20 protein-coding genes and 1 pseudogene are annotated in these 24632 nt (G+C 54.3%); 16 read left to right on the top strand and 5 right to left on the bottom strand.

What is annotated here, in order from left to right; all coding sequences use genetic code 11:
• Positions 1-346: 346 nt before the first annotated feature.
• From KIH86_RS25905 to KIH86_RS29905, 3 genes are all read left to right on the top strand, one after another.
• The gene (locus KIH86_RS25905; protein WP_223083416.1) at positions 347-2329 is read left to right on the top strand and encodes an asparagine synthase-related protein; all 1983 of its coding nucleotides are present in this window, start codon (positions 347-349) and stop codon (positions 2327-2329) included.
• 10 nt (positions 2330-2339) lie between these two features.
• The gene (locus KIH86_RS25900) at positions 2340-3275 is read left to right on the top strand and encodes a hypothetical protein (RefSeq protein ID WP_223083417.1); all 936 of its coding nucleotides are present in this window, start codon (positions 2340-2342) and stop codon (positions 3273-3275) included.
• Positions 3276-3465: 190 nt separating this feature from the next.
• Positions 3466-3594: a hypothetical protein gene (locus tag KIH86_RS29905; protein ID WP_262416423.1), complete on the top strand. Its 129-nt coding sequence runs from the start codon at positions 3466-3468 to the stop codon at positions 3592-3594.
• Between the two features lie 206 nt (positions 3595-3800).
• On the opposite strand, the gene KIH86_RS25895 is transcribed toward KIH86_RS29905, so the two are convergent.
• The 4 genes from KIH86_RS25895 to KIH86_RS25880 all read right to left on the bottom strand — a co-directional run bounded on the left by KIH86_RS25895 (position 3801) and on the right by KIH86_RS25880 (position 6746).
• Positions 3801-5504, bottom strand: a complete 1704-nt coding sequence (locus KIH86_RS25895; protein WP_223083418.1) for an ABC transporter ATP-binding protein — start codon at positions 5502-5504, stop codon at positions 3801-3803.
• 116 nt (positions 5505-5620) lie between these two features.
• On the bottom strand, positions 5621-5950 hold the full coding sequence (locus KIH86_RS25890; RefSeq protein ID WP_038693925.1) for a helix-turn-helix domain-containing protein: 330 nt from the start codon (positions 5948-5950) through the stop codon (positions 5621-5623).
• A gap of 42 nt (positions 5951-5992) precedes the next feature.
• Positions 5993-6448, bottom strand: a complete 456-nt coding sequence (locus KIH86_RS25885; RefSeq protein WP_223083419.1) for a lasso peptide biosynthesis B2 protein — start codon at positions 6446-6448, stop codon at positions 5993-5995.
• Position 6449: 1 nt separating this feature from the next.
• A complete protein-coding gene (locus tag KIH86_RS25880) occupies positions 6450-6746 on the bottom strand; it encodes a lasso peptide biosynthesis PqqD family chaperone (protein ID WP_223083420.1) in 297 nt (98 codons plus the stop codon).
• A gap of 281 nt (positions 6747-7027) precedes the next feature.
• On the opposite strand from KIH86_RS25880, the gene htpG reads away from it, so the two are divergent.
• The 12 genes and pseudogenes from htpG (at position 7028) to KIH86_RS25820 (ending at position 23061) form a co-directional block, all read left to right on the top strand.
• Positions 7028-8908 carry a molecular chaperone HtpG gene (htpG, locus tag KIH86_RS25875; protein ID WP_223083421.1) on the top strand — a complete coding sequence of 627 codons (1881 nt, stop codon included), beginning with the start codon at positions 7028-7030 and terminating at the stop codon, positions 8906-8908.
• A gap of 227 nt (positions 8909-9135) precedes the next feature.
• Entirely contained in the window at positions 9136-10362 is a 1227-nt protein-coding gene (locus KIH86_RS25870) for a nucleotidyltransferase domain-containing protein (RefSeq protein ID WP_223083422.1), read from the top strand.
• Between the two features lie 309 nt (positions 10363-10671).
• Entirely contained in the window at positions 10672-11595 is a 924-nt protein-coding gene (locus KIH86_RS25865; RefSeq protein ID WP_235775609.1) for an ABC transporter ATP-binding protein, read from the top strand.
• 3 nt (positions 11596-11598) lie between these two features.
• On the top strand, positions 11599-12711 hold the full coding sequence (locus KIH86_RS25860) for an ABC transporter permease (RefSeq protein WP_223083424.1): 1113 nt from the start codon (positions 11599-11601) through the stop codon (positions 12709-12711).
• Between the two features lie 586 nt (positions 12712-13297).
• Positions 13298-14392, top strand: coding sequence for a HupE/UreJ family protein (locus KIH86_RS25855; RefSeq protein WP_223083425.1), 1095 nt, complete (start codon positions 13298-13300; stop codon positions 14390-14392).
• 80 nt (positions 14393-14472) lie between these two features.
• Positions 14473-17034: an S-layer homology domain-containing protein gene (locus tag KIH86_RS25850; RefSeq protein ID WP_223110748.1), complete on the top strand. Its 2562-nt coding sequence runs from the start codon at positions 14473-14475 to the stop codon at positions 17032-17034.
• 141 nt (positions 17035-17175) lie between these two features.
• Positions 17176-18333 (top strand): HupE/UreJ family protein, encoded by a 1158-nt coding sequence (locus KIH86_RS25845; protein WP_223083427.1) that lies wholly within the window; start codon positions 17176-17178, stop codon positions 18331-18333.
• 24 nt (positions 18334-18357) lie between these two features.
• Positions 18358-19587 carry a YibE/F family protein gene (locus KIH86_RS25840; protein ID WP_223083428.1) on the top strand — a complete coding sequence of 410 codons (1230 nt, stop codon included), beginning with the start codon at positions 18358-18360 and terminating at the stop codon, positions 19585-19587.
• 127 nt (positions 19588-19714) lie between these two features.
• Complete coding sequence (locus KIH86_RS25835; RefSeq protein ID WP_223083435.1) at positions 19715-20050, top strand: nucleotide pyrophosphohydrolase; 336 nt, start codon at positions 19715-19717, stop codon at positions 20048-20050.
• 49 nt (positions 20051-20099) lie between these two features.
• Positions 20100-21999: pseudogene (locus KIH86_RS30030) on the top strand (DNA/RNA helicase domain-containing protein).
• Between the two features lie 84 nt (positions 22000-22083).
• Positions 22084-22542 carry a HEAT repeat domain-containing protein gene (locus KIH86_RS25825; RefSeq protein WP_235775608.1) on the top strand — a complete coding sequence of 153 codons (459 nt, stop codon included), beginning with the start codon at positions 22084-22086 and terminating at the stop codon, positions 22540-22542.
• Positions 22543-22590: 48 nt separating this feature from the next.
• On the top strand, positions 22591-23061 hold the full coding sequence (locus KIH86_RS25820; RefSeq protein WP_223083429.1) for a DUF523 domain-containing protein: 471 nt from the start codon (positions 22591-22593) through the stop codon (positions 23059-23061).
• 92 nt (positions 23062-23153) lie between these two features.
• On the opposite strand, the gene KIH86_RS25815 is transcribed toward KIH86_RS25820, so the two are convergent.
• Positions 23154-23282, bottom strand: a complete 129-nt coding sequence (locus KIH86_RS25815; RefSeq protein ID WP_223083430.1) for a DUF4023 family protein — start codon at positions 23280-23282, stop codon at positions 23154-23156.
• Positions 23283-23388: 106 nt separating this feature from the next.
• Between KIH86_RS25815 and KIH86_RS25810 the strand changes: the two genes are divergently transcribed.
• Positions 23389-24222, top strand: coding sequence for a gamma-glutamylcyclotransferase (locus KIH86_RS25810; RefSeq protein ID WP_322098672.1), 834 nt, complete (start codon positions 23389-23391; stop codon positions 24220-24222).
• Positions 24223-24632 lie beyond the last annotated feature (410 nt).

Genomic DNA, 24632 nt, shown 5'->3' with positions numbered 1-24632 from the left:
CAAGCTATTCGTATTGCTCCCCTATTATAGCACGAACTCTTAGTACCTGATTCTAAAACCATGAAAGATTCCGGTCTTTTTTGCAGAAGAGGAAGGCATATTTGGAAGCAGGTGGAAAGCTGTTCTTTATTAAGCACGGCAAAAATGATAAATTAGACATGCATGCCGCTCTTAGCCGCGCCAACGGATTATGAAATACCCGGGAAGGCCCTCGGTTTGGCTTAACTAACTTCTGAGGCTCCCATGACAGTGTTCTGACGGGGCACTTTTTTTGAGAATAGACACAGGAACCAAGCCTTTTGATCCAGCCAAGCATGCATTGGGGAAAAGAGAGGGAGTAGGCCAGATGGGTGCAATCAGCGGAATATACGTTTTTGGAGGCGATCGGAAGGCCGTTTCAGCCGGCGCCGCTCTGTTCGGGCAGCTTAAAATCTATAACTTCCAGGGAACGGGTGAATGGACCGACGGCTCCGTTCATCTGGGCTGCGGCGTTGTCCATCATACCCCCGAATCGAGGCTGGAAGAGCTGCCGGGGGAGAACGAAGCGGGCAGCCTGATGCTTGCGGCCGACGCCATTATCGACAACCGCGCCGAATTGCTGGAGCTATTCGGGCTGGATGAGGCACAGGGCGTTGCCGACAGCGCGCTTATTCTGAAAGCGTATGAGAAATGGGGGCATACATGCCCGAACCATTTGATCGGCGACTATGCTTTCGCTGTGTGGGACAAGGAACAGCGGGAGCTGTTTCTGGCCCGCGACGCCATGGGTTCGAGAACTCTCTACTATACCCGATGCGCGGATTATTTCGCTTTTTGCACGGTTGAGAAGCCCTTGGCTGCGCTGCGCGGCGAGGAGGCGGAGCTGAATGAGAAGTGGATCGCGGATTTTCTGTCGATCGACGGCATCCAGCATGAGACGGACCCCGAAGAAACCGTGTACCGGGACATTTACCAGCTTCCGCCAGCCTACACGGTCGTTGTCCGGCCGGGGGAGTTTCGGAAGAACCAATACTGGAATCCGATGAAGGATATCAAGCCGGTCAGCTTCGCTACGGATGAAGAGTACGTAGAGGCCTTCAACCGGGTCTTCAGTGAGGCGGTAGCCTGCCGCCTGCGCAGTTCCGGCGAGACGGGCATCTTCCTCAGCGGCGGAATGGATTCCGGTTCCATCGCCTGTGTTGCGGCCCCCCTGCTTGAGTCGCAGGGCAGGAAGCTGCACGGCTTCACTTCTGTTCCTGTGCCGGACTTTGACAAGAAGCCGCTGCGCATGCGGGTCTATAACGAAGCGCCGGAGGTGGATTTGATCGCCAGGGCTTATCCCAACGTGGAGATTACGTACAGCAGCTTCGCGGAGAAGAACTGCGCAACCGACATCGATGAGCTTGTCCGCATTTTCGAACAGCCCTATAAGGTTTTCCGGAACATGACCTGGTATCATTCCTTCCTGAAGCTGGCCGCAGAGCGTAACTGTACGGTGATGCTGAACGGGCAGAGCGGGAACAACACGATCTCGTACGGGAATTTTGCCGTTCATTTGATGACGCTGTGGAGGAGGGGGAGGGTATTCTCGGCTGCCAGAGAACTGCTCGGCTTCAGCCGTCTCGTGAACGAGCCCGTCTCCAAAGTGTTCAAAAGCGCGATTCCGGTCTTAACCCCTCACCGCCTGAAACTGTGGCGCAGCCGCAAGCAGCTTCGCGGCTTCGACCGTCTCCGGGGCGTGCCGGTCAACCGCTCATTGGCCCGCAAGTGGGAGGTAGAGAACAGACTCGATGCTATCGGAGTCAATGTAGCGGTTCAGCATTATCCCGACTATCGGGAGGATTTGAAATTCAGAACGAGCCCGCTCCCGCTTGTGCATATCGGCGCGGTGGAGACGAAGCTGTCTCTCGCGAACGGCATTACGATCCGCGATCCGTCCAGAGACCGGCGCGTCTTTGAATTCTGCATGGCGATCCCGTCCGGCCAGTTCGTGCGCCATGGCCAGGAGAGATATTTGCTCCGCCGGGCCATGAAGGGCATACTGCCTGATCCGATTCGCCTGAATATCATCACAAAGGGCCTTCAGAGCGCCGACTGGATACACCGGCTTGCTCCGGACTGGCCGGGCATTCTGGCGGAAGCCCGCAAGCTTTTGGACAGAGAGGACAGTGAGCGCTACCTCGAGACCAGGCAGCTGAGTGCGCTTCTGGATGAAGTCAGCGAGGATATAGCCGAAGTGGAGGAGGATCAGGTGACCTATATTTTGACTGCCGTGATTTTCATCCGGTTTGTCGACAGTTATAAGCGGGAGCGCATGGCCCGGCAGACGAAACACTACATTCCCAGCTGAGGTGGTAGACATGAACGACCGCAATTCGGATGTTCAGAACCTGGAATTTCAATATAAAGCCTTCGGATGCAATATCGCTTCTTCCTTTCATCTGGATGGGCTGCTTCCTGCGGACGGAGCACCGGACGTATGGATTCGGGAAGGGAAAGTTCCTGTCCAGATTCCCGGCCCGGAGAATGCCCATGCCTATACCATGGTCGGCGGGGATGGCTTCGCCTTTCGCGTGCAGGATATCGGCAGCTTTCTGGTAACGGGAGGACGGGAGATCATCGCGGAGCCAAGCGAAGCCTGTGAGCCGGAAGCCCATACGCTGTTCATTCTCGGAACCTGCATGGGCGCGCTGCTCATGCAGCGGGGACTGCTTCCCATTCACGGCAGTGCTATGGAGCTGGAGGGGCGGCATATTATTATTACGGGCCTCTCAGGAGCGGGGAAGTCCACGCTGGCCGCAGCGCTGAACAAACGGGGCAGCGCCTTTCTCTCCGATGATGTGGCAGCACTGCGGGAGGATGCGGATGGCGCATTCCGGATTCTCCCGGCATTTCCCCGTCAGAAGCTGTGGCGGGATACGGCGGAACGGATCTTCGGCGGCGTCGGGGACTTCAGCCGGATTCCGGGAATCCGGGATAAATACCATGTGCCGATGGAAGGCGGCTTCATCAAGACTCCCCAGAAGCTGGCCGCCCTGTTTGAGCTGACGACCTCTCCGGGTAATGAAGTTAGGATTTCGGAGATGAAGGGTCCGGACAAACTGATGACTGTCATGCGCAATGTGTACCGGCCGGAGCTGATCGAATTCATGGGCAAGCGGCAGGAGCATTTCATGCGCTGCTCCCGGCTTGGCGCACAGCTTCCTGTATTTTATCTCGAACGTCCGGAGAAGGGCTTCTCGGTTGACAAGCAAATACAAGCCATGACTCAAAGATTGAGAGAAATTCGGTATTGACGTGAAGATTGGGAAATAGAAAAAGGAAACAGAAAAGACAGAATTAGAGAAATTTTGTTCTCTATAACGATCGATTTTCTTGATTTCTTCCAGAATATCGTGTATCCTTATTTACAAATATTGCCCACACGTCAACGTGAAAAGAGCAAGGGCGATGGTCAATGTTTTATATTATCAGGAGGTGGAATACATGAAAGTTTGGGAAAAACCGGAATTGAAAGAACTGAAGGTCAGCGGAACGGAATACGGAACTCAATTGAAGACGGTTCCTGATGCAAGCTACAGCGACGGTAAGCATACCTGGTATTCCTTCTCTTAAGTCAAGTTTCAAGTTCATTCATCGGACAGAAGAGCCCCCGGCGGTTTCGCCCGGGGCTTTTGAAATGCGGCAGGCCGGGCATTTCGGCATCGTTCCTTCGGGGGCGGCGGAATGCCCGGCCTTTCTCATGCCGGAGAATCAACGGGATCGCTTGTTGGGGAGAAACAACTTGGACGTATGCTCCCGGCTGCGGCCTCTGCCCTTGCCTACTCGCTGCGGACAGCCAGCTCCTTCTGCTCCCGGTACAGCCTGCCTTCGGACAATCTGTAAATGTGGTCGCATACATCGAAGACAGACAGCCGGTGGGTGATGGCGATGCAGGTACGGCGCGGCTGGAAGCTTCGTATGTTCTGGAGAACCGCCCATTCCGTGTCCATGTCGAGCGCCGAGGTCGCTTCGTCCAGCAGCAGAATCGGCGCGGGCCGCAGCAGTGCGCGGGCGATGGCGATGCGCTGGGCCTGGCCTTCGGACAGCCCTGAGCCATGCTCGCCGATCACGGTATGGATGCCTTCCGGCAGCTTCTCTACGAAGCTCCGGGCGCAGGCGGCTTCCAGCGCGGCGTGCATCTCCTTCTCGGTAGCGGAAGGATGGCCGATCTTCAGATTATCCGCGATTGTGCCGGAGAACAACGTGTTCCCCTGGGGGACATAGGAGAAATAGGGCCGGGTGTCGGCTGACAGCGCAATGCGCTCCCGGCCAAGGGCGGTAAGGGAGATGTCGCCGTGATGCGGCTTGATCAGCGCGAGCAGCAGGCGCAGCAGCGTTGTCTTGCCCTCGCCGGAGGTTCCGATCAGGGCGATCAGCTCGCCGGGCTGGATGCTCAGCGAGACATCGGTCAGAATCGGCTTGCCCGGCTCATAGCTATAGGCCACATGATCCAGCCGCAGTCCGGCTGTCCGGTCTGCGGGCATGGGCGGAATGTCCTTCTTGTTCTCCGGCGTCAGCTGCTGGAAGACGATCAGGCGCTCGGCCGAGGTCACCATGGCGATCAGGATCGGGAAGGAGCGGGCCAGCCCTTCCAGCGGCCCTTGAATTTGCCCCACCAGCTGGAGGAAGGCGGTGAACATGCCGAAGCTGGCCGCACCGGTGGAGATGCGGTAGGCTCCCCAGATGAAGGCGAGAAAGAACCCGAGCCGGTAGCCGGTGCCCATCGTCAGATCGGCGGCGACGTTGAAGCGGGTGCGCTTCAGCACCCAGAACAGCCGGTTCTGCTGGGCGCCCCGGACCTTTTGCAGGCTGTCGTCTTCATGCTCGAAGGTTTTGACGATCAGAAAGTTCTGGATGCACTCATGAAGCAGCGAACGGTAACGGCTCTCTGCGGCCTGAATCTGGTGCTGCATCTTCTTCAGCTTCCTTCCGATGAACCAGCTGATCACCACGGAGACGGGACCGAGCAGGAAGGCGAAGAGCGCCAGCGTTTTGTCAAAATACAGAAGGGTCAAGAACGCCGCGGCGAACTGGACGACGAGCGAGAGGATGCCGGGAAGCGTGGCGATCAGCCCGTCGGTTACGCTGGTGACATCGCTGGTGAGATGGGTCAGCAGGTCGCCGCTGTGATACCGTCCCACCGCTTTCCACTCCGTCTTGTACAGACGGTCCATAAAATTCCGTTGAAGATCGTTGTTCATGGCCTCCTTCAGCTTGACGGTTCGCAGGGTAAGGAGGGATGACAGCACGAGCTGGGCGATCATGATCAGGGCAAACACGACAGCGTACAGCGCACTCTGCCTCAGGCTGTCGTTGACCGCATGGTCGATGACCTGCTTGGAGACGATGGCCTGTGAAGCGCCACTCAGCGATAGAATGACGTTCAGCAGAATGATGACGGTGAGCGCGCCCCATTTTCCCTTCATACAGAGTTTAAGCCAGGATATCACTTCGGTATTGAAGAGGCTCTTCAGCTTGTTCATCCGGGTCGTCTCCGATCTATAAATGGGTACAAAATAAAGCCGTCTTTAGAGGCGAACCTGCGTAAGACGGCTTTGGATGTTGGTTTCTGAGCGGCGGGAGACGGGGAGCGTCAAGCTCAGCGCCGTTCCATCTTCCACTTGTTGTATTCCAGAAAATCGCGGAACTCCCGCTTGCTGATCCCCGACCGCATCGCTTCCTGAACGAGTTCATCCCATTCCTGGTCGGTTTGCTCCGCGCTGCCCCTGCGCTGCTCCGGCTGAAGAAATTCCTCCACCGGAATGCCGAGAACGGCTCCAACCTTCTCCAGGAATTGAATGGAGGGGTTCTGCTGAATGCCCCGTTCAATCGAGCTCAGGTATGATTTGGCTACTCCGGCCCGTTCGGACAGCTCGGTCAGGGAGTAGTTTTTCTTTTTGCGAAGCTGTTGTATCTTTTTACCAATCATAGCTAACCTCCGTCGCAACCGGACAAGCAAGCAGCTTGGCGCTTACCGGTTATTCAAAGCGGATTTGGCGAATTTGTCGACCGTGACGAAGCGGTCCATGACTTCAGCGCCGGAAATATAATAGGGGCCGCTGCGCAGCCAGGCATGCGCAATCAGCTTCCCTTCTTCGTCCTTGCCCGTTCCCAGGTAAAGCGTGCTGTCGATCCCGCGGCGTTCCAGCATTTTCATACCGGCGATGGCTCTGACCAGACATTTGCTCTGCCAGGGCGTATATCTGCTGATGGTATTGATGGAATTGGCAATGTGATTCAGAAAAGCGAGCTGCTTCGGATCGGCCTGTATCGCCGTTTCCTCTCCGCGTCTGCCCAGCTGAGGGGCTACTCTGGAGAATTTGTAGTAGAGCAGTGTACGCGCCCAGCCGAGCAGCACAAAAGCTTCTATATAGAAGCGAAGTGTCGTTCTATCGAGGCCGGCCAGACGTCTGATTTTTCTGAACATGTTATTTTTCTCCGGCTATGCGTATCAAATCTTCCTGCAGAAGGTTCTGTAGGAAAGGAATGACGTCCTGTTCGCAGATTTCCAGGTCGATTTCGTAGCTCTTGCGAAGCTCATCGACGATCTCTCTGACGGAACGCGGGGTTCCGACCAGCTCCCAAATATCCCCTCCAACCTGTCCCAGGTTGAAATATTTGCCCTGCTCGATGCTCAGCATGACCTTCTCCCCGTCCATATCGCTGACGATATTGCCCTCGCATTGAATCAGGACAGTGTCCATGGATAAACTCTTGGTCTTCATTCGTTAATCCACTCCTTAACTAGGGATAGGTAATCCTGCAATCGGGCAAAGAACAGCGGAGCAACATATGTTCTTAATAAAGAACAACAATGATAAGTATAAATTAACATTCTGAAAAATGATTGTCAACCGCCCAAGGACACCGCAGGCATTCGACTTTGGGATATTGACCTGGAAATCCAGATATGGTATATAAAAGTAGGGATTAGCACTCAGTGACGCTGAGTGCTAATTATATGCGATATACGAAAATGAATGATTGATTGGGAAGGAGACTATTCATGGCCAAGAAAGAATTTCAGGCCGAATCCAAACGGCTGCTGGAGATGATGATCAACTCCATCTACACCCAGCGTGAAATTTTCCTGCGCGAACTGATTTCCAATTCCAGCGACGCCATCGACAAGATCTATTACAAGGCGCTGACCGACGATTCGCTGACGTTTAACAAAGAGGATTACTTCATTAAGATTACCGTCGATAAGGAGAACCGTACCCTGACGATAACCGATACGGGCATCGGCATGACTCAGGAAGAGCTGGAGAACAATCTCGGCGTAATCGCCAAGAGCGGCTCGCTAGCCTTCAAGAAGGATAATGAGGCGAAGGACGGGCACAACATTATCGGCCAGTTCGGCGTCGGCTTCTACTCCGCCTTCATGGTAGCGGATACGGTGACCGTCATCAGCCGCGCGCTCGGCAGCGACACCGCCTTCAAATGGGAGTCCGAAGGAGCCGACGGCTATACGATCGAGCCTACGGATAAGGATGCTGTGGGCAGCGATATTATCCTCAAAATCAAAGCCAACACGGAAGAGGACAGCTACGACGAATTCCTCGAGGAATACCGTCTGCGTTCCATCGTCAAGAAATACTCCGACTTCATCCGCTATCCGATCAAGATGGATGTAACACGGAGCATCCCGAAGGAAGGCGCCGAGAACGAATACGAAGAGGTCCAGGAAGAGCAGACCGTCAACAGCATGGTTCCGATCTGGCGCAAGAACAAGAGCGAGCTTACAGATGAAGACTACGAGAACTTCTACCAGGAGAAGCGGTACGGCTTCGACAAGCCTCTGAAGCATATTCATATCAGCGCGGACGGCGCGGTTGTCTACAACGCGATTCTGTTCATTCCGGAGAATACGCCTTTCGATTACTATACGAAGGAATATGAGAAAGGCCTGGAGCTGTACTCGAACGGCGTTCTGATCATGAACAAATGCGGCGATCTGCTGCCCGACTATTTCAGCTTCGTCAAGGGCATGGTTGATTCAGAGGACCTGTCGCTGAACATTTCCCGCGAGCTGCTTCAGCATGACCGCCAGCTGAGCCTGATCGCCAAGAACATCAAGAACAAGATCAAGGGCGCGCTGCAGACGATGCTGAAGGACGAGCGCGAGAAATACGAAACGTTCTACCAAGCCTTCGGACGCGGCTTGAAGTTCGGCGTCTACAATAATTATGGTGTGGACAAGGATACGCTCCAGGACCTGCTGCTGTTCCACTCCTCGAAGGAGAAGAAGCTGGTCAGTCTGGATCAATATGTCTCCGGAATGCCGGAGGACCAGAAGTATATTTACTATGCTTCCGGCGAATCCATCGAACGGATCGAGAAGCTGCCGCAGACAGAGCTTGTGGCCGACAAGGGCTATGAGATCCTGTACTTCACCGACGATATCGACGAGTTCGCGATCAAGATGCTGATGAGCTACAAGGACAAGGAATTCCGTTCCGTATCCGGCGGCGACCTCGGCATCGACCTGGACGAAGAGACGAAGGAAGCGGAGAACGCGGACACCGAGAACAAGGACCTGTTCGAGTCGATGAAGGATATTCTCGGCGGCAAGGTCAAGAGCGTCAAGGCGTCCAAGCGCCTGAAGTCCCATCCGGTATGTCTGTCCGCAGAGGGTGATCTGTCGATCGAGATGGAGAAGACGCTGCGCGCGATGCCGAACGGCGGCGATGTCCAGGCCGAGAAGGTGCTGGAAATCAACGTGAATCACGAGGTCTTCGGTTCGCTCAAGAACGCGGCGGAGAACGACAAGGAGAAGCTCGCGCTGTACACGAATCTGCTGTACAACCAGGCGCTGCTGATCGAAGGTCTGCCGGTCGGCGACCCTGTAGAATTCACGAATGATATCTGCAAGATCATGGTGTGAAATCTCATGGTGTAAAATAGTAAATCCCGCTGCCGGCATAACGCCCGGGCGGGATTTTTTCATATATCAAGAATGAAACATCTGCGGAGTGGGCCTTCACAGTGAATGTAAGCAATTGACAAAAAACGGATTCCGGTGGTACGCTCTCTTCAAACTTGAGGCTGACGGGTAATCATTGTTTGAGAACGATCTTATGAATATGCTGTACCCGATGAAGGAGAGAGCCCATGACTGAGCGTTACGCCTTGAATCAGGAGGGAATATCCGGGGAGCTGAAGCTTCTGTTGAAGCTGCTGCAATCGGACGCGGCACCCGAGGACAAAGGGGATGAACTGGAGGTGCCAGCCAGCATGGACTGGAAGTTATTTGTCCGGCTTGCCGTGCATCACCGGGTCTTTCCATATATCTACCCGAGAATCAGCCGCCTCGGACCGGGAGTTCCGCCCGAAGTCGTCCAGGTGCTGCAGACGGAATACCGCCGCAACACCGTCCAGATGCTCCAGCTCTGCGCGGAGATGAGGAAACTGGCGGATGAGCTTGCGGCAGAGGATATCCGTGCGATCTTCCTGAAAGGCCCCGTTCTGGCCCAGGAGCTCTACGGCGACCTCTCGCTGCGCACGTCACGGGACCTCGACTTCGTTGTGCCGATCACTGGGCTGGAGAAGGCGGAAGCGCTGCTGGTCGCTCAGGGCTACGTCAAGGAAGAAGAATTCGAATCGATCATGGGGGACTGGAAATGGAGGCAGCATCACATGACCTTCCATCATCCTGTACGGATGCTGACGGCCGAGGTCCATTGGCGGATGAATCCGGCCCCTTCGAAAGAGCCGGGCTTCGACGAGCTGTGGAAGCGCCGGAGAACGAGCGGTCCGATGGGGCGGAATGTCCACTTTCTCGGCGATGAGGATTTATTCATGTATTTGGCGGCGCACGGGGCGCGGCATGGCTGGTCAAGGCTGAGATGGCTGCTCGACATCAGGCAGATGCTCCTTCGCGCGCCCGATGCCGGACGATTGGTCGGGCTGCTCCGGCGTTATCATTACAGCGATGTGGGAGGCCAGACGCTGATTCTTGCGGCTGGGCTGCTGAACGTCCCGGTTGACGCGGGCTTCGCGGTCCTGACGCAGCGGCCGAAGGCGGTCCTGCTGGCGAACCTGGCCATGTTCTATATCGTGCGGACCGTCAATCTCCATCATCCGCCGCTTCCGCCCGACGTGGACAGGCATTACAGGCATTACCAGCCCGCCATTCTGCCTTTCAGGCAGCGGGTGGTCTATGCCCTCGGCTTTCTGCATCCCTATGCCGCCGATGCCAAGACCCTTCCGCTGCCGCATAGTCTGTATTTCTTGTATTTTCCTCTGCGCCCGTTCCTGTGGGCATGGCGGAAGGCGACTGACCGGCAGGAAGAGGCTCCGGCCGGCAGCGAGCAGCAGCCAAAGAAGCATACGGTATGAAGACAGGCCGTCATCCGGGCGGACCTTTCGCTTCTTCATGATTAAGCCCGATTCAGCCGGTTCACGGCCGGATCGGGCTTTTTTCGCGTTTCCGCTCATCGTGCGTTTCCGCTCATCTTGCGCATTCGCACATCAAGCGATCCCGTTCATTTCGCGTTTCCGTCCATCGTGGCCGCCCGGGATGTCTGTTTCCTACATCCCGGGACCTAGGGCAAAATCGGTTCAAGGACCGTCCCTGTTCCGTTGAAGCCTAGCATATAATGGATCTGTGTCAAGAGAAACGGAGCTTGGGAGGGATACCGTTTGACGGTGCTTGAAGTCAATCAATTAAAGAAGACATTCGGTGAAGTGCGTGCGGTTGAGGATATCAGCTTCACAGTGAACCGGGGGGAAGTCTTCACCATTATCGGTCCGAACGGGGCGGGCAAGACAACGACGCTGGAGATGATCGAGGGTCTTATGCCTCCCGATTCGGGAACCATTACCGTATCGGGGTTGTCCTGGAGCCGGAATGCCGGCGAGATCAAGACGAAGATCGGCGTACAGCCGCAGTCGAGCGCGCTGTTCGATCTGCTGACAGCGGAAGAGAATCTGGATCTGTTCGCGTCATTCTATCCGCGCAGCAAGCCGGTTGAAGAGGTGCTTGGCATGATCAATCTGACCGAACACCGGAACAAGCGGGTCAAATCGATGTCCGGCGGCCAGCGGCAGCGGCTGGCGATCGGTCTTGCGATGATCAACGATCCGGAGATCATCTTTCTGGACGAGCCGACAACCGGGCTGGACCCCCAGGCCCGGCGGAACATCTGGGATATTGTGCTCCAGCTGAAGGAGATCGGGAAGACTGTTATTTTGACGACTCATTATATGGAGGAAGCGGAGAAGCTCAGCGACCGCGTCTGCATCGTGGATTCCGGGAGGGTTGTCACGCTGGACACCCCGGCGGCGCTGATCGGACGGCTCACCCGGGAGCGGGAGGTGCGCCTCAGCTTTCTGGAGGGGGCGGAGGCCGCTACACGGACGGAGGAAGCGCTTCGAGGCATACCGGAGATTCTCCGGATGGAACGGGAAGATGAGAAGCTGACCCTGTGGTCGCCGGAGCCGGAACAGGCGCTGTACGTATTGCTCGGCTTCACGAAGGAGCAAGGCTATCGGACCCAGCATGTATCGATTCGGGAAATGAGCCTGGAGGACGTATTCATCGCCTTCACGGGCAAGGAATGGAGGGACTGACCGATGAGTACAGGCACACAGTTATGGAAGCTGTTCATCGCCCAGCTCAAAACGATGTTCCGCGAGAAGGCCGTCTGGTTCTGGAATCTGTTCTTTCCGGTCATTCTGATGGTGCTGTTCATGGTGATCTTCGGGGCCGGAAGCAGCAGTGATTTCAAGGCCAAGGTCGCGCTTGTGAATCCCGCGGGGAGCGCCGGAGAATCCTTGGCTGCCGGACTTAAGCAAATCCCGGTATTCGAATGGAAATCCACCGACCCGGTAAGCGCGGCTCAAGCCGATGAATGGGTGAAGAAGAAGGATGTTGACGCGGCCATTATTCTTCCGGAGAGCGGGACCGGGGACATCAAGCTGGTGGTGAACGCCGAGAATGCAAGCGGTGCGACGACCCAGGCGATCCGCGGCATCCTGGACCAATATACGACAAGCGCCAGCTTTAAGGCGGCCGGCGTGGAACCGGCCTATCATCTGCAGACCTCTTCCGTGACGAGCGCGGACCGCGAGCTTGGGAGCGCCGATTTCCTGCTGACGGGAATGATCGCTCTTTCGGTGGCCCAAGCCGGCTTGTTCGGCATGGTGGATATGGTGGAAATCCGCAGGTCCGGCCTGCTGAAGCGTCTGCGCATGACGCCTCTGCGGATGGGACTGTACGGAATGGGAGGCATGCTGGTCCGCTTCGTTCTCAGCCTTGTGCAGATCGTGCTGCTGACGGCAATCGGCGTGTACGGATTTGGCGCCAGTCTCGAAATCAGCATTCCGGTGCTCATCATCGCCTTCTTCATCGGCGTTCTGGCGTTCAACGCAATCGGCTATCTGATTTCTTCCTTCAGCAAATCGATCGAATCCTATATGGGCGTTGCGAACCTGACGAGCTTCCTGATGATGTTCATCAGCGGCGTCTTCTTCGCCACGAGCAGTCTGCCGGATTGGCTTAAGCCGGTGACCCGCTTTATTCCGCTGACATACTTCGTCGAAGGCATGCGGGACGGCATGGTGTACGGCTCGGGCATTACCAGCCCGGACTTCTGGAGCGGCATCGGGATTCTCGCGCTCTGGGGTGCCGTGGCCTTTGCGATAGGCGCCATGATCTACCGGAAGGGGAAAGTTGAGGTGCGCTAGAGCTATTAAGCCCGTCAGTCCATTAGCTTTACTTAAGCGGGGATAACCAAATGCATACCATGGTCGGTCCAACAGCCCGGAATGAGTTCCGGGCTGTTTGTGTTGGACGGCATCCGGTGATGCCCGCGTGAGGGGATGCGGCGGCTGCCTATCTGTCGCCCCGTTGCACCCCGCAGATTTTCTCGCGCAAACTGCGCTAATCGTCCTGCGTGAGAGGTGGATACGTGCTGTCGCCCGTTTGTCGCCCTGCTGCCATCCCGCTGATTGTCTCGCGTCCACCGCGTTGATTGTTCCGCGTCAATCACCCCGCGAGAGAGATACGGCTGCTGCCCCGCTGTCGCCCCGTTGCCACAGCACTAATCACCCCGCGTAAGAGGACATGATCTGCTACCCCGCTGTCGCCTTGTTGCGACCCGCTAGTCCCCCGCTGTCGCTCCATTTCTGCCCCGATCCGCAAGGCAAAGCTCGTCTTACTTTTTACGAAAAGAAACCCTTTATTTTACATGGCGCGCACTATCCGGGTTTATGCTTGCTGTAATTTGAATCAGGCCGCTCCTTGGCGGCCGTACAGGAGGACGTAGAAGAGATGAAGAGAGTCCGGAGAAGAATCAGGTACGCTGTACCGGCGGCCCTCTGTTGTATCCTGCTTCTGCTAGCAGGGGCGCAGACGACATCGGCTCACGGGAACAACAGCGTGGCTTATTCGGACCTTTCGGCTGACGGAAGCCGGATTATCTATGTGCTGCAGATTGATATGTACGATCTGCGGGCTGCGGCCGATCCAAGCGATCCGGATATAGGGCTGTCAACAGCCGATGTGCTGGATCGCTTTGTTAACGGGAAGCGGGAGGCTGTAGCCGATTATATGCTGTCGCACCTGGAGCTGCGGGCGGACGGGCTCCTGCTGACAGGCAGGCTGGACAGCCTGAAGGTCATCCAGAAGGAGGGGGAGCCGCAGCCCTTCGCCGAAGCGGTGCTGGACTACCCGTTTCATGGCACTCCCCAGGAGCTGAATTTGCGCTATAACCTGATCTTTGAGAGCGATCAGTGGCATGTCAATTATGTCACCATGCAGTTTGGAAGCCTGCATAAGGAAGGCGTTATCGTCAATGAGCTGAAGGAGCTTCATGCCGGGAGTCTGACGCCTGCATCGGCGGCTGTCCATTACGGGATATTCGGCATAACCAATCTCCTGCAGAGCTGGATCCCGCTCCTGCTTCTCGGCATTCTGCTGACCGGAGCCCGGTCGATCGCGAGAAGGCTTGCGGCAGCCGGTGCATTCGCCGCAGGACTTGTTGCCGCGCTTGTACTAACGGCACTTCATGCCGTCAGCCTGCCGGCTCACACCGCAGGGGCGCTGCTGTCCTTGAGCCTGCTCGGCGGCGCGTTGTTCCTGCTGATCGAGCGGGGCCGGGATATCTACCTGCCGTACTCAGCCGCGCTGTTCGGCCTGATTAACGGCCTTGGGCTGTCCGCCTCGCTGTCCGGGCTTCAGGCGGCCCGCCCTGTCGAGACCGCGGCCTGGGCCGGATTCGGCGCCGGGGCGGCCGCTGCGCTCCTCGCCGCCGCCGCTGTTCTATGCCTGCTGCTGTATCCTTTGCGCAGGTTTGGACGGCCGCTGCCCGCGGTTCAGGCAGCGGCCGGGTTGATCGGATTGATTTGCATATTTATACAAAGATGATGTTTTTCTCCATTTCCGATAACAATTCCGACCTATATTGGTACAAGCATGACCAATTTGAGTTAAGGGGTGTTGGAATGTTGAAGAAGTTCAGTCAGAACCGGCGGCGGCTGTACACAGCCTCCGTCATAGGCTTGTCCGCGCTGCTGGTCCTGAGCGTAATGCCCGCGAAGCTGCCAGGGCTTGGCTCCAAGATGAGTCCGGTAAGAACGGTTACGGCGGCGGTTCCTTATTCCGTGAAGGACATTGCGCTGAATCCGGGAGCTGACGAAACGCAGCTTAACTTGACCTGGTATTCTCCCGAGCAGCCCGTGGATACCGTCGTACAGATCGTCAAGAGATCGGATATGACTGGAAGCGTCTTTCCGACCGGGTCCAAGATTATGCAATTCAAGGGAGAGGCAGAACCGGCTGCCACGGTTACGGATGTCGTCTATTTCTCCAATAAGGTTAAGGTAACCGGACTTGCACCCACGACGCAGTATGTGTACCGGGTGGGGGATGGCCTTAGCGGTCATTGGAGTCCGAACTATGATTTTTCCACACAGGATCCGTACAATTACTCGCTGATGTTCGTTGGTGATCCGCAGATCGGTGCTTCCGGCTCGGTTACGAATGATACATACGGCTGGAACAACACGCTCAATCAGGCCGTAAGCAATTTTCCGGGCTTCAGCTTTATCATGTCGGCAGGGGACCAGGTGGAGCACAGTACTAACGAGACTGAATACGACGCTTTTGAAAGTCCGGATGTTCTGCGGAATCTGCCTGTTGCAACGGTAGTCGGCAATCATGACACCAACGTCAATTATGGTTATCATTTCAACGTCCCCAACGAATCGAAGCTCGGAGGCACCAATGCCAGCGGAGACTATTACTATACCTACGGCGATACCCTGTTCATGGTGCTGAACACCAATAATACGAACGGGGCCGAGCATGGCCAGTTCATGGAAGAGACCGTCGCCAAGGTTCCCAATACCAAATGGAGAATCGTAACGTTCCATCATGACATTTATGGAGCCGGACCGCACTCGACCGAAGTGAAAATTACCGGTCTCAGAGCAGACTTGTTCCCGTTCTTTGACAAGCTGGATGTGGACATGATCTTCATGGGCCATGACCATTCGTATGTCAGAACCTATGTCATGAACGGCGACAACGTCCAGGGCAGACAGCTTGTGGACAGCCTTGGACGCGATGTGAACCCTACAGGGAATACCTATGTGACCGCCAACTCGGCGAGCGGAAGCAAGTACTATGAGCTGATGGCTACGCCGGAGATTTATTCCGAGGTCAGAATGCAGCTGCACACGCCGACCTTCTCGACCATTAATGTTACGCCTAACAGTATCTCCGTCGACACCTATCGTTCGGATACGCTGGAGAAGCTCGATACCTACGGACTGGTCAAAGACGGCGAGCCGGTCAAGATTTACTCCGATCAGACCAAAGTAACCAGTCCTGACTCCACGATTGTATATGACTACGCGATCAAGAATGCCAATGCCGTGCAGAAGCTGGATACCTCCTTCACCTACGACACAAGCAAGCTTACCCTCAAAAAAGTAGAACTCGCGAACCCGGATACCGGCTCCTTCGATTACAAGGACGAGAACGGCAAAGTTACCGTTACGGCCGATCTGGCGCAGCCGATCCGGGCCGAGAAGTATGGAGACTATACGAATGCCCTCAAGCTGACGTTTGAGCTGGCAGACAAGACCCACTCCGGAACCGCAAGCGTTCAGTTGTCCAGCTCGCTGCTGACTACGCAGAACAAGCACCGTGCCCTCGAATCGCTTATTGAGAACCGGGCAGCCGAGGTTGCTGTGGAACTGCCTGCACCAACCGCATCGCCGAGTGTATCACCAAGCGCAACCCCAAGTGCGTCGCCTAGTGCGTCACCTAGCACTTCGCCTTCCCCAAGCCCGTCCGCTTCAGCAAGCAGCACGCCGGCTGCCGGGAATGGCAGCACCAGTACTCCTAAGCCAAGCTCGTCTCCTTCACCGTCGCCGAGCGCTGTTCCGTCTGCCAGCAGCACGCCGGCGCCTACGAGCCCGGCAGCGTCCAGCGGCACATCTGGTGGAAGCACGTCTGCGCCTGCTCGCGAGTTCAGAGACGTTCCGTCCGGATACTGGGCCGCTTCGGCTATTCAGGAACTGGTCGCGAAGCAGATTCTGACTGGTACGAGCAGTACGACGTTCGAACCGAAGCGCAATGTAACCCGGGCCGAGTTCACGGCCATGCTGGTCAGAGCTCTCGGACTGACCGAACAGGGTGAAGTTGCGTTCAAGGATGTGAAGAACGGAGACTGGTACGCAGACTCTGTGGCAGCGGCCGTGAAGGCGGGAATCGTTCAGGGAAACAGCGCTGCATCCTTCGGCGCCAAATCGAACATTACCCGTGAGGAAATGGTCACCATGCTGATGCGCGGCTACGCCAAGCTGCATGGCTCGGTGAGCGCCGCCCAATCGGCAGCCTTCAAGGATAGCGCCAGCATCTCGTCCTGGGCTCTGCCTTATGTGAAGCAGGCCTCGTCGCTTGGCCTTGTCGGCGGCCGCGGAGACAACACCTTCCAGCCGGCCGGTGTCACGACCCGGGCGGAGGCAGCTGTCGCCATTTACAATCTGCTTCATTCTTAATCGTACGGCAACACGTTCATACCTTTGATAGACCGGAATGCCGTGCTGAACAGCGGCATTCCGGTTCTACATATTCTACATATTCGGAACATTTCGGGGGATTCAAACGCTGCGCGTGCAATCGCCAGAGGAGGAACGTACATGACTCGGCTTAATGTTTGGGTGCGGTGCTGCTTGAGCTTCATATTTGCTGCGGCTTTGCTGTCAGCGGCCGGCAATACAGCGGAGGCGCATGCCTACAGCGCCGGCTATACAACGCTTGATTTGACTCAGTCGACTACGAAAATGACCTATTCGCTGGATCAGCTCTCCGTTATGGAGCTGACCGGAGGGGATACCGATAAAGACGGCAGTCTTAGTGCCGAAGAATTTGCCAAAGTCCGGGACAAGCTGCTGTCGATGCTGCGGGAGAATCTGACCCTTCAGTCTGGAGGGCAGGATTTTGCCTGGAGCCAGGTAGAGAGCCTGGAGCTAGTGCATCAGGCTGGCGGCTTGAAGATGGTGCTGCATGCTGATTATCCAGCGCTGCCTTCTTCCGCCGCTGTCTCGCTGACAGACCGGCTGTATATGAATTCAAGCGGCAGCAATTATGTGAATCTGCTTACGGTTCATGAAGGCGGGACCACCTTGACCGAGGCGTTGTCCGGACCGCATCGGACCTGGAATTTGGAAGCGGACGCCGATCGAGGAGCGGGTGATGGATCGGACGGGGCAAATGGATCGAATGGATCATCGTCTTCAGGAGAAGTATTGCAGGGCTGGGTTTCTTTTTTCAAGCTCGGCATGACTCATATCTTAACCGGCTACGATCATCTGCTGTTTCTGTTCTCCCTGCTCATTGCCAAGCAGAGGTTCAGCCAGTACGCGGCCATGATCACAGCATTCACCGTGGCGCACAGCATAACGCTGACGCTGACCGTTCTCGGAATCATCAATATGCCTTCCAGCATTGTAGAGCCGGCGATTGCGCTCAGCATCTGTTTTGTGGCGGTGGAAAATATGGTCCGGAAGGAAGTCAGCCGCCGATGGGTGCTGACCTTCGTCTTCGGCCTGATCCACGGAATGGGCTTCGCTGACATTCTGAAGGAAATGAATCTGCCAAAAAGCCAGCTGGCGGTCTCGCTGATCAGCTTCAACCTTGGCATCGAGGCTGTTCAGGTGGCGCTGCTCGCCGTACTCCTGCCGCTGCTCGTTCTGCTGCATCGCTGGCGGTTCTCCAGGGGAGCCGTGCTTGCGTGCTCCGGGCTGGCGCTCTTGCTGGGGGGAGTCTGGCTTATGCAGCGGCTGTTTTTCGTATAAACATCATGGGTTGGAGGGATTGCAATGTCCGGTCTCAAGAATAAGAACACCTTGCTGATGACGGCTCTGCTGCTTGTAATCGCTGTGGCGATTTATTTGTTCAATCAGGCGCCGGAGCCCAAATACAACGACCAGGGGACCACGTCTTCCCAGAAGTACGAGAAGGCCAAGGTGCTGAAGGTGATCCGCGAGGACCTGCAGCGGGATGAAGAACGCGGGGATTTGCTGCACGGCTCGCAGGAGCTGGAGCTAAAAATACTCACCGGCAAGCATAAAGGCGAAATTCACACCGTTACCAATAACGTGAGCGCCTATCTCAATGTGGTCGCCAAGCCGGACCAGACTCTGATCGTCAATATCGATTCGGCGGACCCCGAGCATTACCTGGTTAGTGTATACAGCTACTACCGGGCGCCTATTTTATATACGATGGTGCTGCTGCTCTTCGGTCTCCTGCTCTGGGTCGGTGGAAAAAAAGGGCTGAAATCCATCCTCGGCATCGCATTTACTTTCGCCTGCATCGTCTTTCTGTTCATCCCCATGCTGTATAGAGGCTATTCGCCGGTGCTGGCGTCCGTGTTAACGGCGGCCTTGATTACGGGAATCACACTGCTTCTGCTGAACGGCTGGAGCTCCAAGACCTCGGCGGCTATCGTCGGAACGGCCATCGGCGTGTTTTTGTCCGGCTCCATCGCCTATATTGCAGGGGAACTGCTGCATATCTCCGGCTACAACACCGATCAGGTCGAGGTGCTTGTCGTCGTGGCAGACCAGACCGGCATGCAGCTGAAAGGACTGCTGTTCGCCGGGATTCTGCTGTCCTGTCTGGGCGCCATTATGGATATGGGCATTACCATCGCCTCCGCCATCCATGAGCTGTATATCAAGAATCCGCTTCTCTCCAAAAAAGAGCTCTATAAATCCGGAATCAATATCGGACGCGATATTATGGGCACAATGGCGACTACCCTGCTTCTGGCTTTCACCGGCTCTGTTCTAGCTTCGCTGATGGTCCTTTACGCGGTCAAGCTTCCGTATACCCAGCTGTCCAATATGAGCATGGTGACGATTGAAGCCGCACAGGGCTTGGCGGGCTGCCTTGGCGTGGTGCTGACTGTGCCGATCGTATCCTTCATTTCGTCCCGGATGATACCGGGGCTGGAAAGCGGCTCCGCCGCCGGCCCGATTAATGAGGTGCTTCCTGAGCAGGATGCAACGGATCAAATAAATGCGCAAACAACGATCGCCAAATAATGCTTTGTTACGAATAAGTGATCGAAGGCACATCCTAAGGGTTGTGCTTTTTTTCTTGTGGCAAGTCCTCTTGTTAACTATCAATTGATCTATAATAAATGCAGCAGGATTACGGTTGGGAGGATTCATAATGGAGCATACAATCGAGAAAATTATTCAATTTCGTGATGAGAGAGACTGGAAACAATTTCACAACCCGAAGGACCTCGCGATTTCCTTGATGCTTGAAGCCGCCGAGCTGCTGGAGAATTTTCAGTGGAAGACCAGCGATCAGGCCATTGCCAAAAATATGACGAACATCGAGGATGAACTGGCTGACGTTCTGATATATGCAGTGCTGCTGGCAGATAATCTTGGCATCCCCATCGAGCGTACGATCCTGAACAAAATCGAGAAGAATGAGGCCAAGTATCCGGTTGACCGGTTTAAAGGATCGTCCCGGAAGTATAACGAAGCCGAGTAGTGGAGAGTGACAGACCGTGATTATTTATGAGGCAACCAAGGAAGAGTTTATGCATGATGTCACTGTGGACAGTATTGCCGTTAAAATTCATACGCAGTTTACTGAGAAAATCGGCGGCGTCTCCATAAGCGAAATCAATTCGTGGAACCATTCCATGAATTATATGTATAAGGTGCTCAATACAGACGAAATACCGGACGATGTGGGAATTGCAATCGAGTACAGGCTTCCGGCTAATACTAAAAGAATCGATTTTATGATAACTGGATTGGATGCATCCGATCGGTATTCGGTTGTCATCATCGAGTTGAAACAATGGTCGGCGTTGGACCTGCTGGACACTATGGATGGTTTGGTAGAGACTGTAATCAATAGGCACAGGGTCCGGCGTCCGCATCCTTCCTACCAGGCCTTATCATATGCCAGATTGATTGAGGATTATAACGAATCTGTTCAACTCGAAGACATTTCTCTATATCCATGTGCCTATTTGCATAATTATATCCAAAGGGATAATGACCCGCTTATCCATGATTCTTACCAAAATTACATCGTGGAGGCCCCCGTTTTCACCAAGGGAGACGCTCTTAAGCTGAGGGGCTTTATATCCACGTATATCAAAAAATCAGATCGAAAGAAATCGCTGTATTTGATTGAGCATGGAAAGATCAAGCCCTCCAAATCCTTGCAGGATGCCCTTGCGTCCATGCTGGAAGGTAATGAAGAGTTTATGATGATCGACGACCAGAAAGTGGTGTTTGAAACAGCTAAAGAACTGGCTGAAAAGAGCGCTACGGGAAAAAAGCAGGTGTTGATTGTAGAAGGAGGACCCGGAACAGGCAAATCCGTTGTTAGTATAAATCTGTTGGTCCACTTAACTTCCCGGGAACTTATATGTCAGTATGTAACCAAAAATAGTGCTCCGCGAGAAGTCTACATCAAGAAGCTCCAGCAAACTTACAAGAAAGCTTTCATTTCCAATTTGTTTAAAGGCTCTGGGGTATATTATGAAGCACTGCCTAACGAGTTTGATGCGTTGATTGTTGATGAAGCCCACCGACTTAATGAAAAGTCCGGACTCTTTCGAAACAAGGGAGAAAATCAGACCAAGGAGATTATACGAGCCGCTAAATTTTCGGTGTTCTTCATAGATGAATATCAGAGAGTATCTATGCAGGATGCAGGAAGCAGAGATGAGATTAAACATTTCGCAGAGCTGCACAATGCTGATGTCCACGAGCTTACGCTGTCCTCTCAATTTCGCTGCAACGGTTCCGACGGTTATTTGTCGTGGTTGGAGGATGTTCTTCAAATCCGGGAGACTGCTAATAAAGAAGGATTCGAATTGGATTATGATTTTCGTGTATTTGATAATCCTCATGAGCTTCGTGACGAGATATTCAAATCATATCAATAACAAAGCAAGAATGCTGGCGGGATACTGCTGGGATTGGAGAACGGAGGGAAAGAGCAATCCCGGGGTTCAGGATATTCAACTGGAGCGTTACAATTTTTTTATGAGCTGGAATTTGAACAACACGACGACATGGGCAATTGATCCGGATTCGGTCGAGCAGGTAGGTTGTATTCATACATCCCAGGGACTTGAGTTTGATTATGTCGGCGTTATTCTGGGCGAAGACATTCGATACGAGAAGGGACGGATTGTGACAGATCCCTTCAAACGTGCCAAAACCGATAAATCATTGTCGGGATTTAAGAAAAAATACAAGCAGAATCCTAATGAGGCAATGAATGAAGCGGGGCAAATTATCAAGAACACTTACCGTACGCTGATGACCCGAGGGATGAAGGGGTGTTATATTTTTTGCGTGGATGAGGGATTAAGGGAATACTTTACGGCTCGGATGAACAAATTGTCCGATTTAAATTATTCCGTATCCCCAAACGGCGATTGTACGGCGGCAGAAAGCTCTGAAAAGTATTAAGATTTTACCGGACATTGAGTTCTCCCTGCCACATGCGCTAAAATATCCCTATCACAAGCCGATAACAGAAGGGAATTTTGCCGTTTGAATACTGAAGAATCCAAAGTGGAACAGACCGGGGCCGAGGATGGACTTCCCGAGAATTATGCTGAACTCAAAAAGGCCGCAGGACGCTCCGCCGATTGGCGCGCACGCCTGGCTGCCGTGGAGGAACTAGGCAAGCATCCTCACAAGCAGGTGATCGACATCCTGAAGCGTCTGGCTGAGAATGATCCGGTCTACTCCGTTCAGGAAGCCGCTTACCGCAAGCTGCTTGCGTTCGGCGAGCAGGTGCAGGCTCCTTCAAAGGACAAGCCCGAGCTGTTCAAGGGCTTATCCAAGATTTTGCTCCGGATCAAGAAGAGTCTTCCCCGTGACCACTCCTACGAGGAGTTCAAAGAGAAGCTGAAGAAGATGAGAATCGACATCTATGACACTTATGAAGGCGATAAAGGCGCCGATTTTGACAAATGGCTGGAGAGTAAGTGGTCTTCGGTCAAATAGGAAAAGGAAACGTTCTGCCGCGCTTTCGGCCAAAGGAGGGATACCTGCGTGATCATCGTCAGCTCTTGCCTGGCCGGTGTGGAATGCCGCTATGACGGCTCGCATAATATTGTCGAGCGAATCCGGAGGCTGGCCCGTGATCAGAAGGCGGTGCTCGTCTGTCCGGAGGTGTTCGGCGGCTGTCCGACTCCCCGCGAGCCTGCCGAGATTGTAGGAGGGACCGGGGTAGATGTGCTCGAAGGCAATGCCAAGGTCATCGACCGCTCCGGACATGATGTGACGGAGGCTTTTGTCAGCGGCGCTTACCAGGCGCTGGAGACGGCCCGCATGCATGGCGCCAAGCTGATTGTGCTTAAGGAGAACAGTCCTTCCTGCGGCAGTAGCATGATTTATAACGGACAGTTCGAGGGAACCAAGATTTCCGGCGAAGGTGTAACGGCGGCACTCCTTAGACGGGAGGGTTTTACCGTTATTTCGGAGAACGAACTTGCTTCGGGGACATATGATTCCTGGCTGTAAGCCTGAACGACAACAGCAGACTCACAACACAAAAGCGCCCTGCCTTGTCAAAGGGGGGGCGTTTTTGCATATCTATCATGGATGGCGTTGTTCTATTTATTGGTGCTGTGCTGCTTGTTCTGCGTCTTGGTGCCGGGGCTGCCTTTGGCGCGGGCTCTGTTCTTTTCGGCTTTTTCCTGGTTCTCATTCAGCTTCTTCACGAATTCTCCGGTGCTGTCCATTATAGGCCTCCTTTTTTGGCAAAAGTTAAGCTTAATGTTACCTGATGTCCCTGTAACTATGTATGCGAAATGAGAGGAGGAGCGGAAAGATGGAGCTTGTCTTTGTATATGGAACGCTGCGTCAAGGAGAGAAATACCACAGCTTGCTCAAGAACAGCAGCCTTGTTGCTATGCTGGCCTGGTGGAGGGAGCTATTGTCGATACAGGGCTTGGATACCCCGCTCTGCTGGAGGTTAACGGCGGGATGGTTGCCGGAGAAGTCTATGAAGTGACGGATGAGGTCCTCGCTGCTCTGGATGAATTGGAGGATTATTACGGCCCAGGTGCGGACAACAATGAGTACGAGCGGGTCCGGACACAGGTTCAGACCGATCGCGGGCAGATTCCGGCTTGGATTTACGTGTACAGGCGGACTCATGCTTATCCTCTTATTTCCGGCGGAGACTGGAAGCTGTACAGATTGAGGAAGGAACAGGAACTGTACTATTTTGCCTATGGAAGCTGTATGGATATGGAACGTATTGAGCGGGCGGGGGGCGCCGGCTGGTTTCAGCCTGTAGAAGGCACGGCTCTGCTGCCAGGTTTTAGCCTGCAGTTTACGCTCCGGATGGCGGATGGCAGCCGGGCCGATATCGTAGAGGCGGGAGGAGCTGTCGAGGGCGTACTGTATCGTATCCCCGAAGAATGTCTGGAAGGATACTTGTATCAGAGAGAAGGTGTGGAAGAAGGGATTTATCGTCCGGTCGTTGTGCCTGTACAGATGGATGGCAGCATCGTCGATGCGGTGTGCTTTGTTGTGGCGGATAAAGAGGAAGAAATAGCGCCTCCAGCTCATTATATGAAAGAAATCCTCCGGGGAGCCCGGCATAAGGTCAGCGCGGAATACTATACGAGGCTTGCAGAACGTTTCTTCAAGGAGTTCGGTTATCGTCCGGATTGAACATTGCTGCTGTATTTTTTTTATTGTTCTAAAAAAGTTCTTGCTATCTGCTAGATTGATATGGTATATTCTAATTCCGGCCAAGAAACACGAGCTGCTGATTCAAAAAGAAATAAAAAAAGATTGCGTTGATCACTTGGTTGTGGTAAGATATAAGAGTTGCTGCTGAGGAACACAAGCGACACTGAAAGTCTTAAATGAAGCTTGATCTTTGAAAACTGAACAACGAGTGAGTATTAAATGAGAAGAAATTCTCGTCAGATTCAAAATGAGCAATCAGCTCTTTCTATACTTGTTTCGGAATGATCGGCTCAGCTGAGATCGACCCATTCCGGAACGGGCAACGCGACGAAGTCGCGTCTTTAATGGAGAGTTTGATCCTGGCTCAGGACGAACGCTGGCGGCGTGCC

It is taken from the genome of Paenibacillus sinensis (assembly GCF_019904155.1).
GTDB lineage: Bacteria > Bacillota > Bacilli > Paenibacillales > Paenibacillaceae > Paenibacillus_AQ > Paenibacillus_AQ sinensis.
This window is presented reverse-complemented; position numbering and strand designations above follow the sequence as displayed.

Excerpts from the sequence above, each read along its gene's own strand:
- KIH86_RS25905 (WP_223083416.1), top strand. The coding sequence starts at position 347 with ATGGGTGCAATCAGCGGAATATACGTTTTTGGAGGCGATCGGAAGGCC.
- KIH86_RS25900 (WP_223083417.1), top strand. The coding sequence starts at position 2,340 with ATGAACGACCGCAATTCGGATGTTCAGAACCTGGAATTTCAATATAAA.
- KIH86_RS29905 (WP_262416423.1), top strand. The coding sequence starts at position 3,466 with ATGAAAGTTTGGGAAAAACCGGAATTGAAAGAACTGAAGGTCAGCGGA.
- KIH86_RS25895 (WP_223083418.1), bottom strand. The coding sequence starts at position 5,504 with ATGAACAAGCTGAAGAGCCTCTTCAATACCGAAGTGATATCCTGGCTT.
- KIH86_RS25890 (WP_038693925.1), bottom strand. The coding sequence starts at position 5,950 with ATGATTGGTAAAAAGATACAACAGCTTCGCAAAAAGAAAAACTACTCC.
- KIH86_RS25885 (WP_223083419.1), bottom strand. The coding sequence starts at position 6,448 with ATGTTCAGAAAAATCAGACGTCTGGCCGGCCTCGATAGAACGACACTT.
- KIH86_RS25880 (WP_223083420.1), bottom strand. The coding sequence starts at position 6,746 with ATGAAGACCAAGAGTTTATCCATGGACACTGTCCTGATTCAATGCGAG.
- htpG (WP_223083421.1), top strand. The coding sequence starts at position 7,028 with ATGGCCAAGAAAGAATTTCAGGCCGAATCCAAACGGCTGCTGGAGATG.
- KIH86_RS25870 (WP_223083422.1), top strand. The coding sequence starts at position 9,136 with ATGACTGAGCGTTACGCCTTGAATCAGGAGGGAATATCCGGGGAGCTG.
- KIH86_RS25860 (WP_223083424.1), top strand. The coding sequence starts at position 11,599 with ATGAGTACAGGCACACAGTTATGGAAGCTGTTCATCGCCCAGCTCAAA.
- KIH86_RS25855 (WP_223083425.1), top strand. The coding sequence starts at position 13,298 with ATGAAGAGAGTCCGGAGAAGAATCAGGTACGCTGTACCGGCGGCCCTC.
- KIH86_RS25845 (WP_223083427.1), top strand. The coding sequence starts at position 17,176 with ATGACTCGGCTTAATGTTTGGGTGCGGTGCTGCTTGAGCTTCATATTT.
- KIH86_RS25840 (WP_223083428.1), top strand. The coding sequence starts at position 18,358 with ATGTCCGGTCTCAAGAATAAGAACACCTTGCTGATGACGGCTCTGCTG.
- KIH86_RS25815 (WP_223083430.1), bottom strand. The coding sequence starts at position 23,282 with ATGGACAGCACCGGAGAATTCGTGAAGAAGCTGAATGAGAACCAGGAA.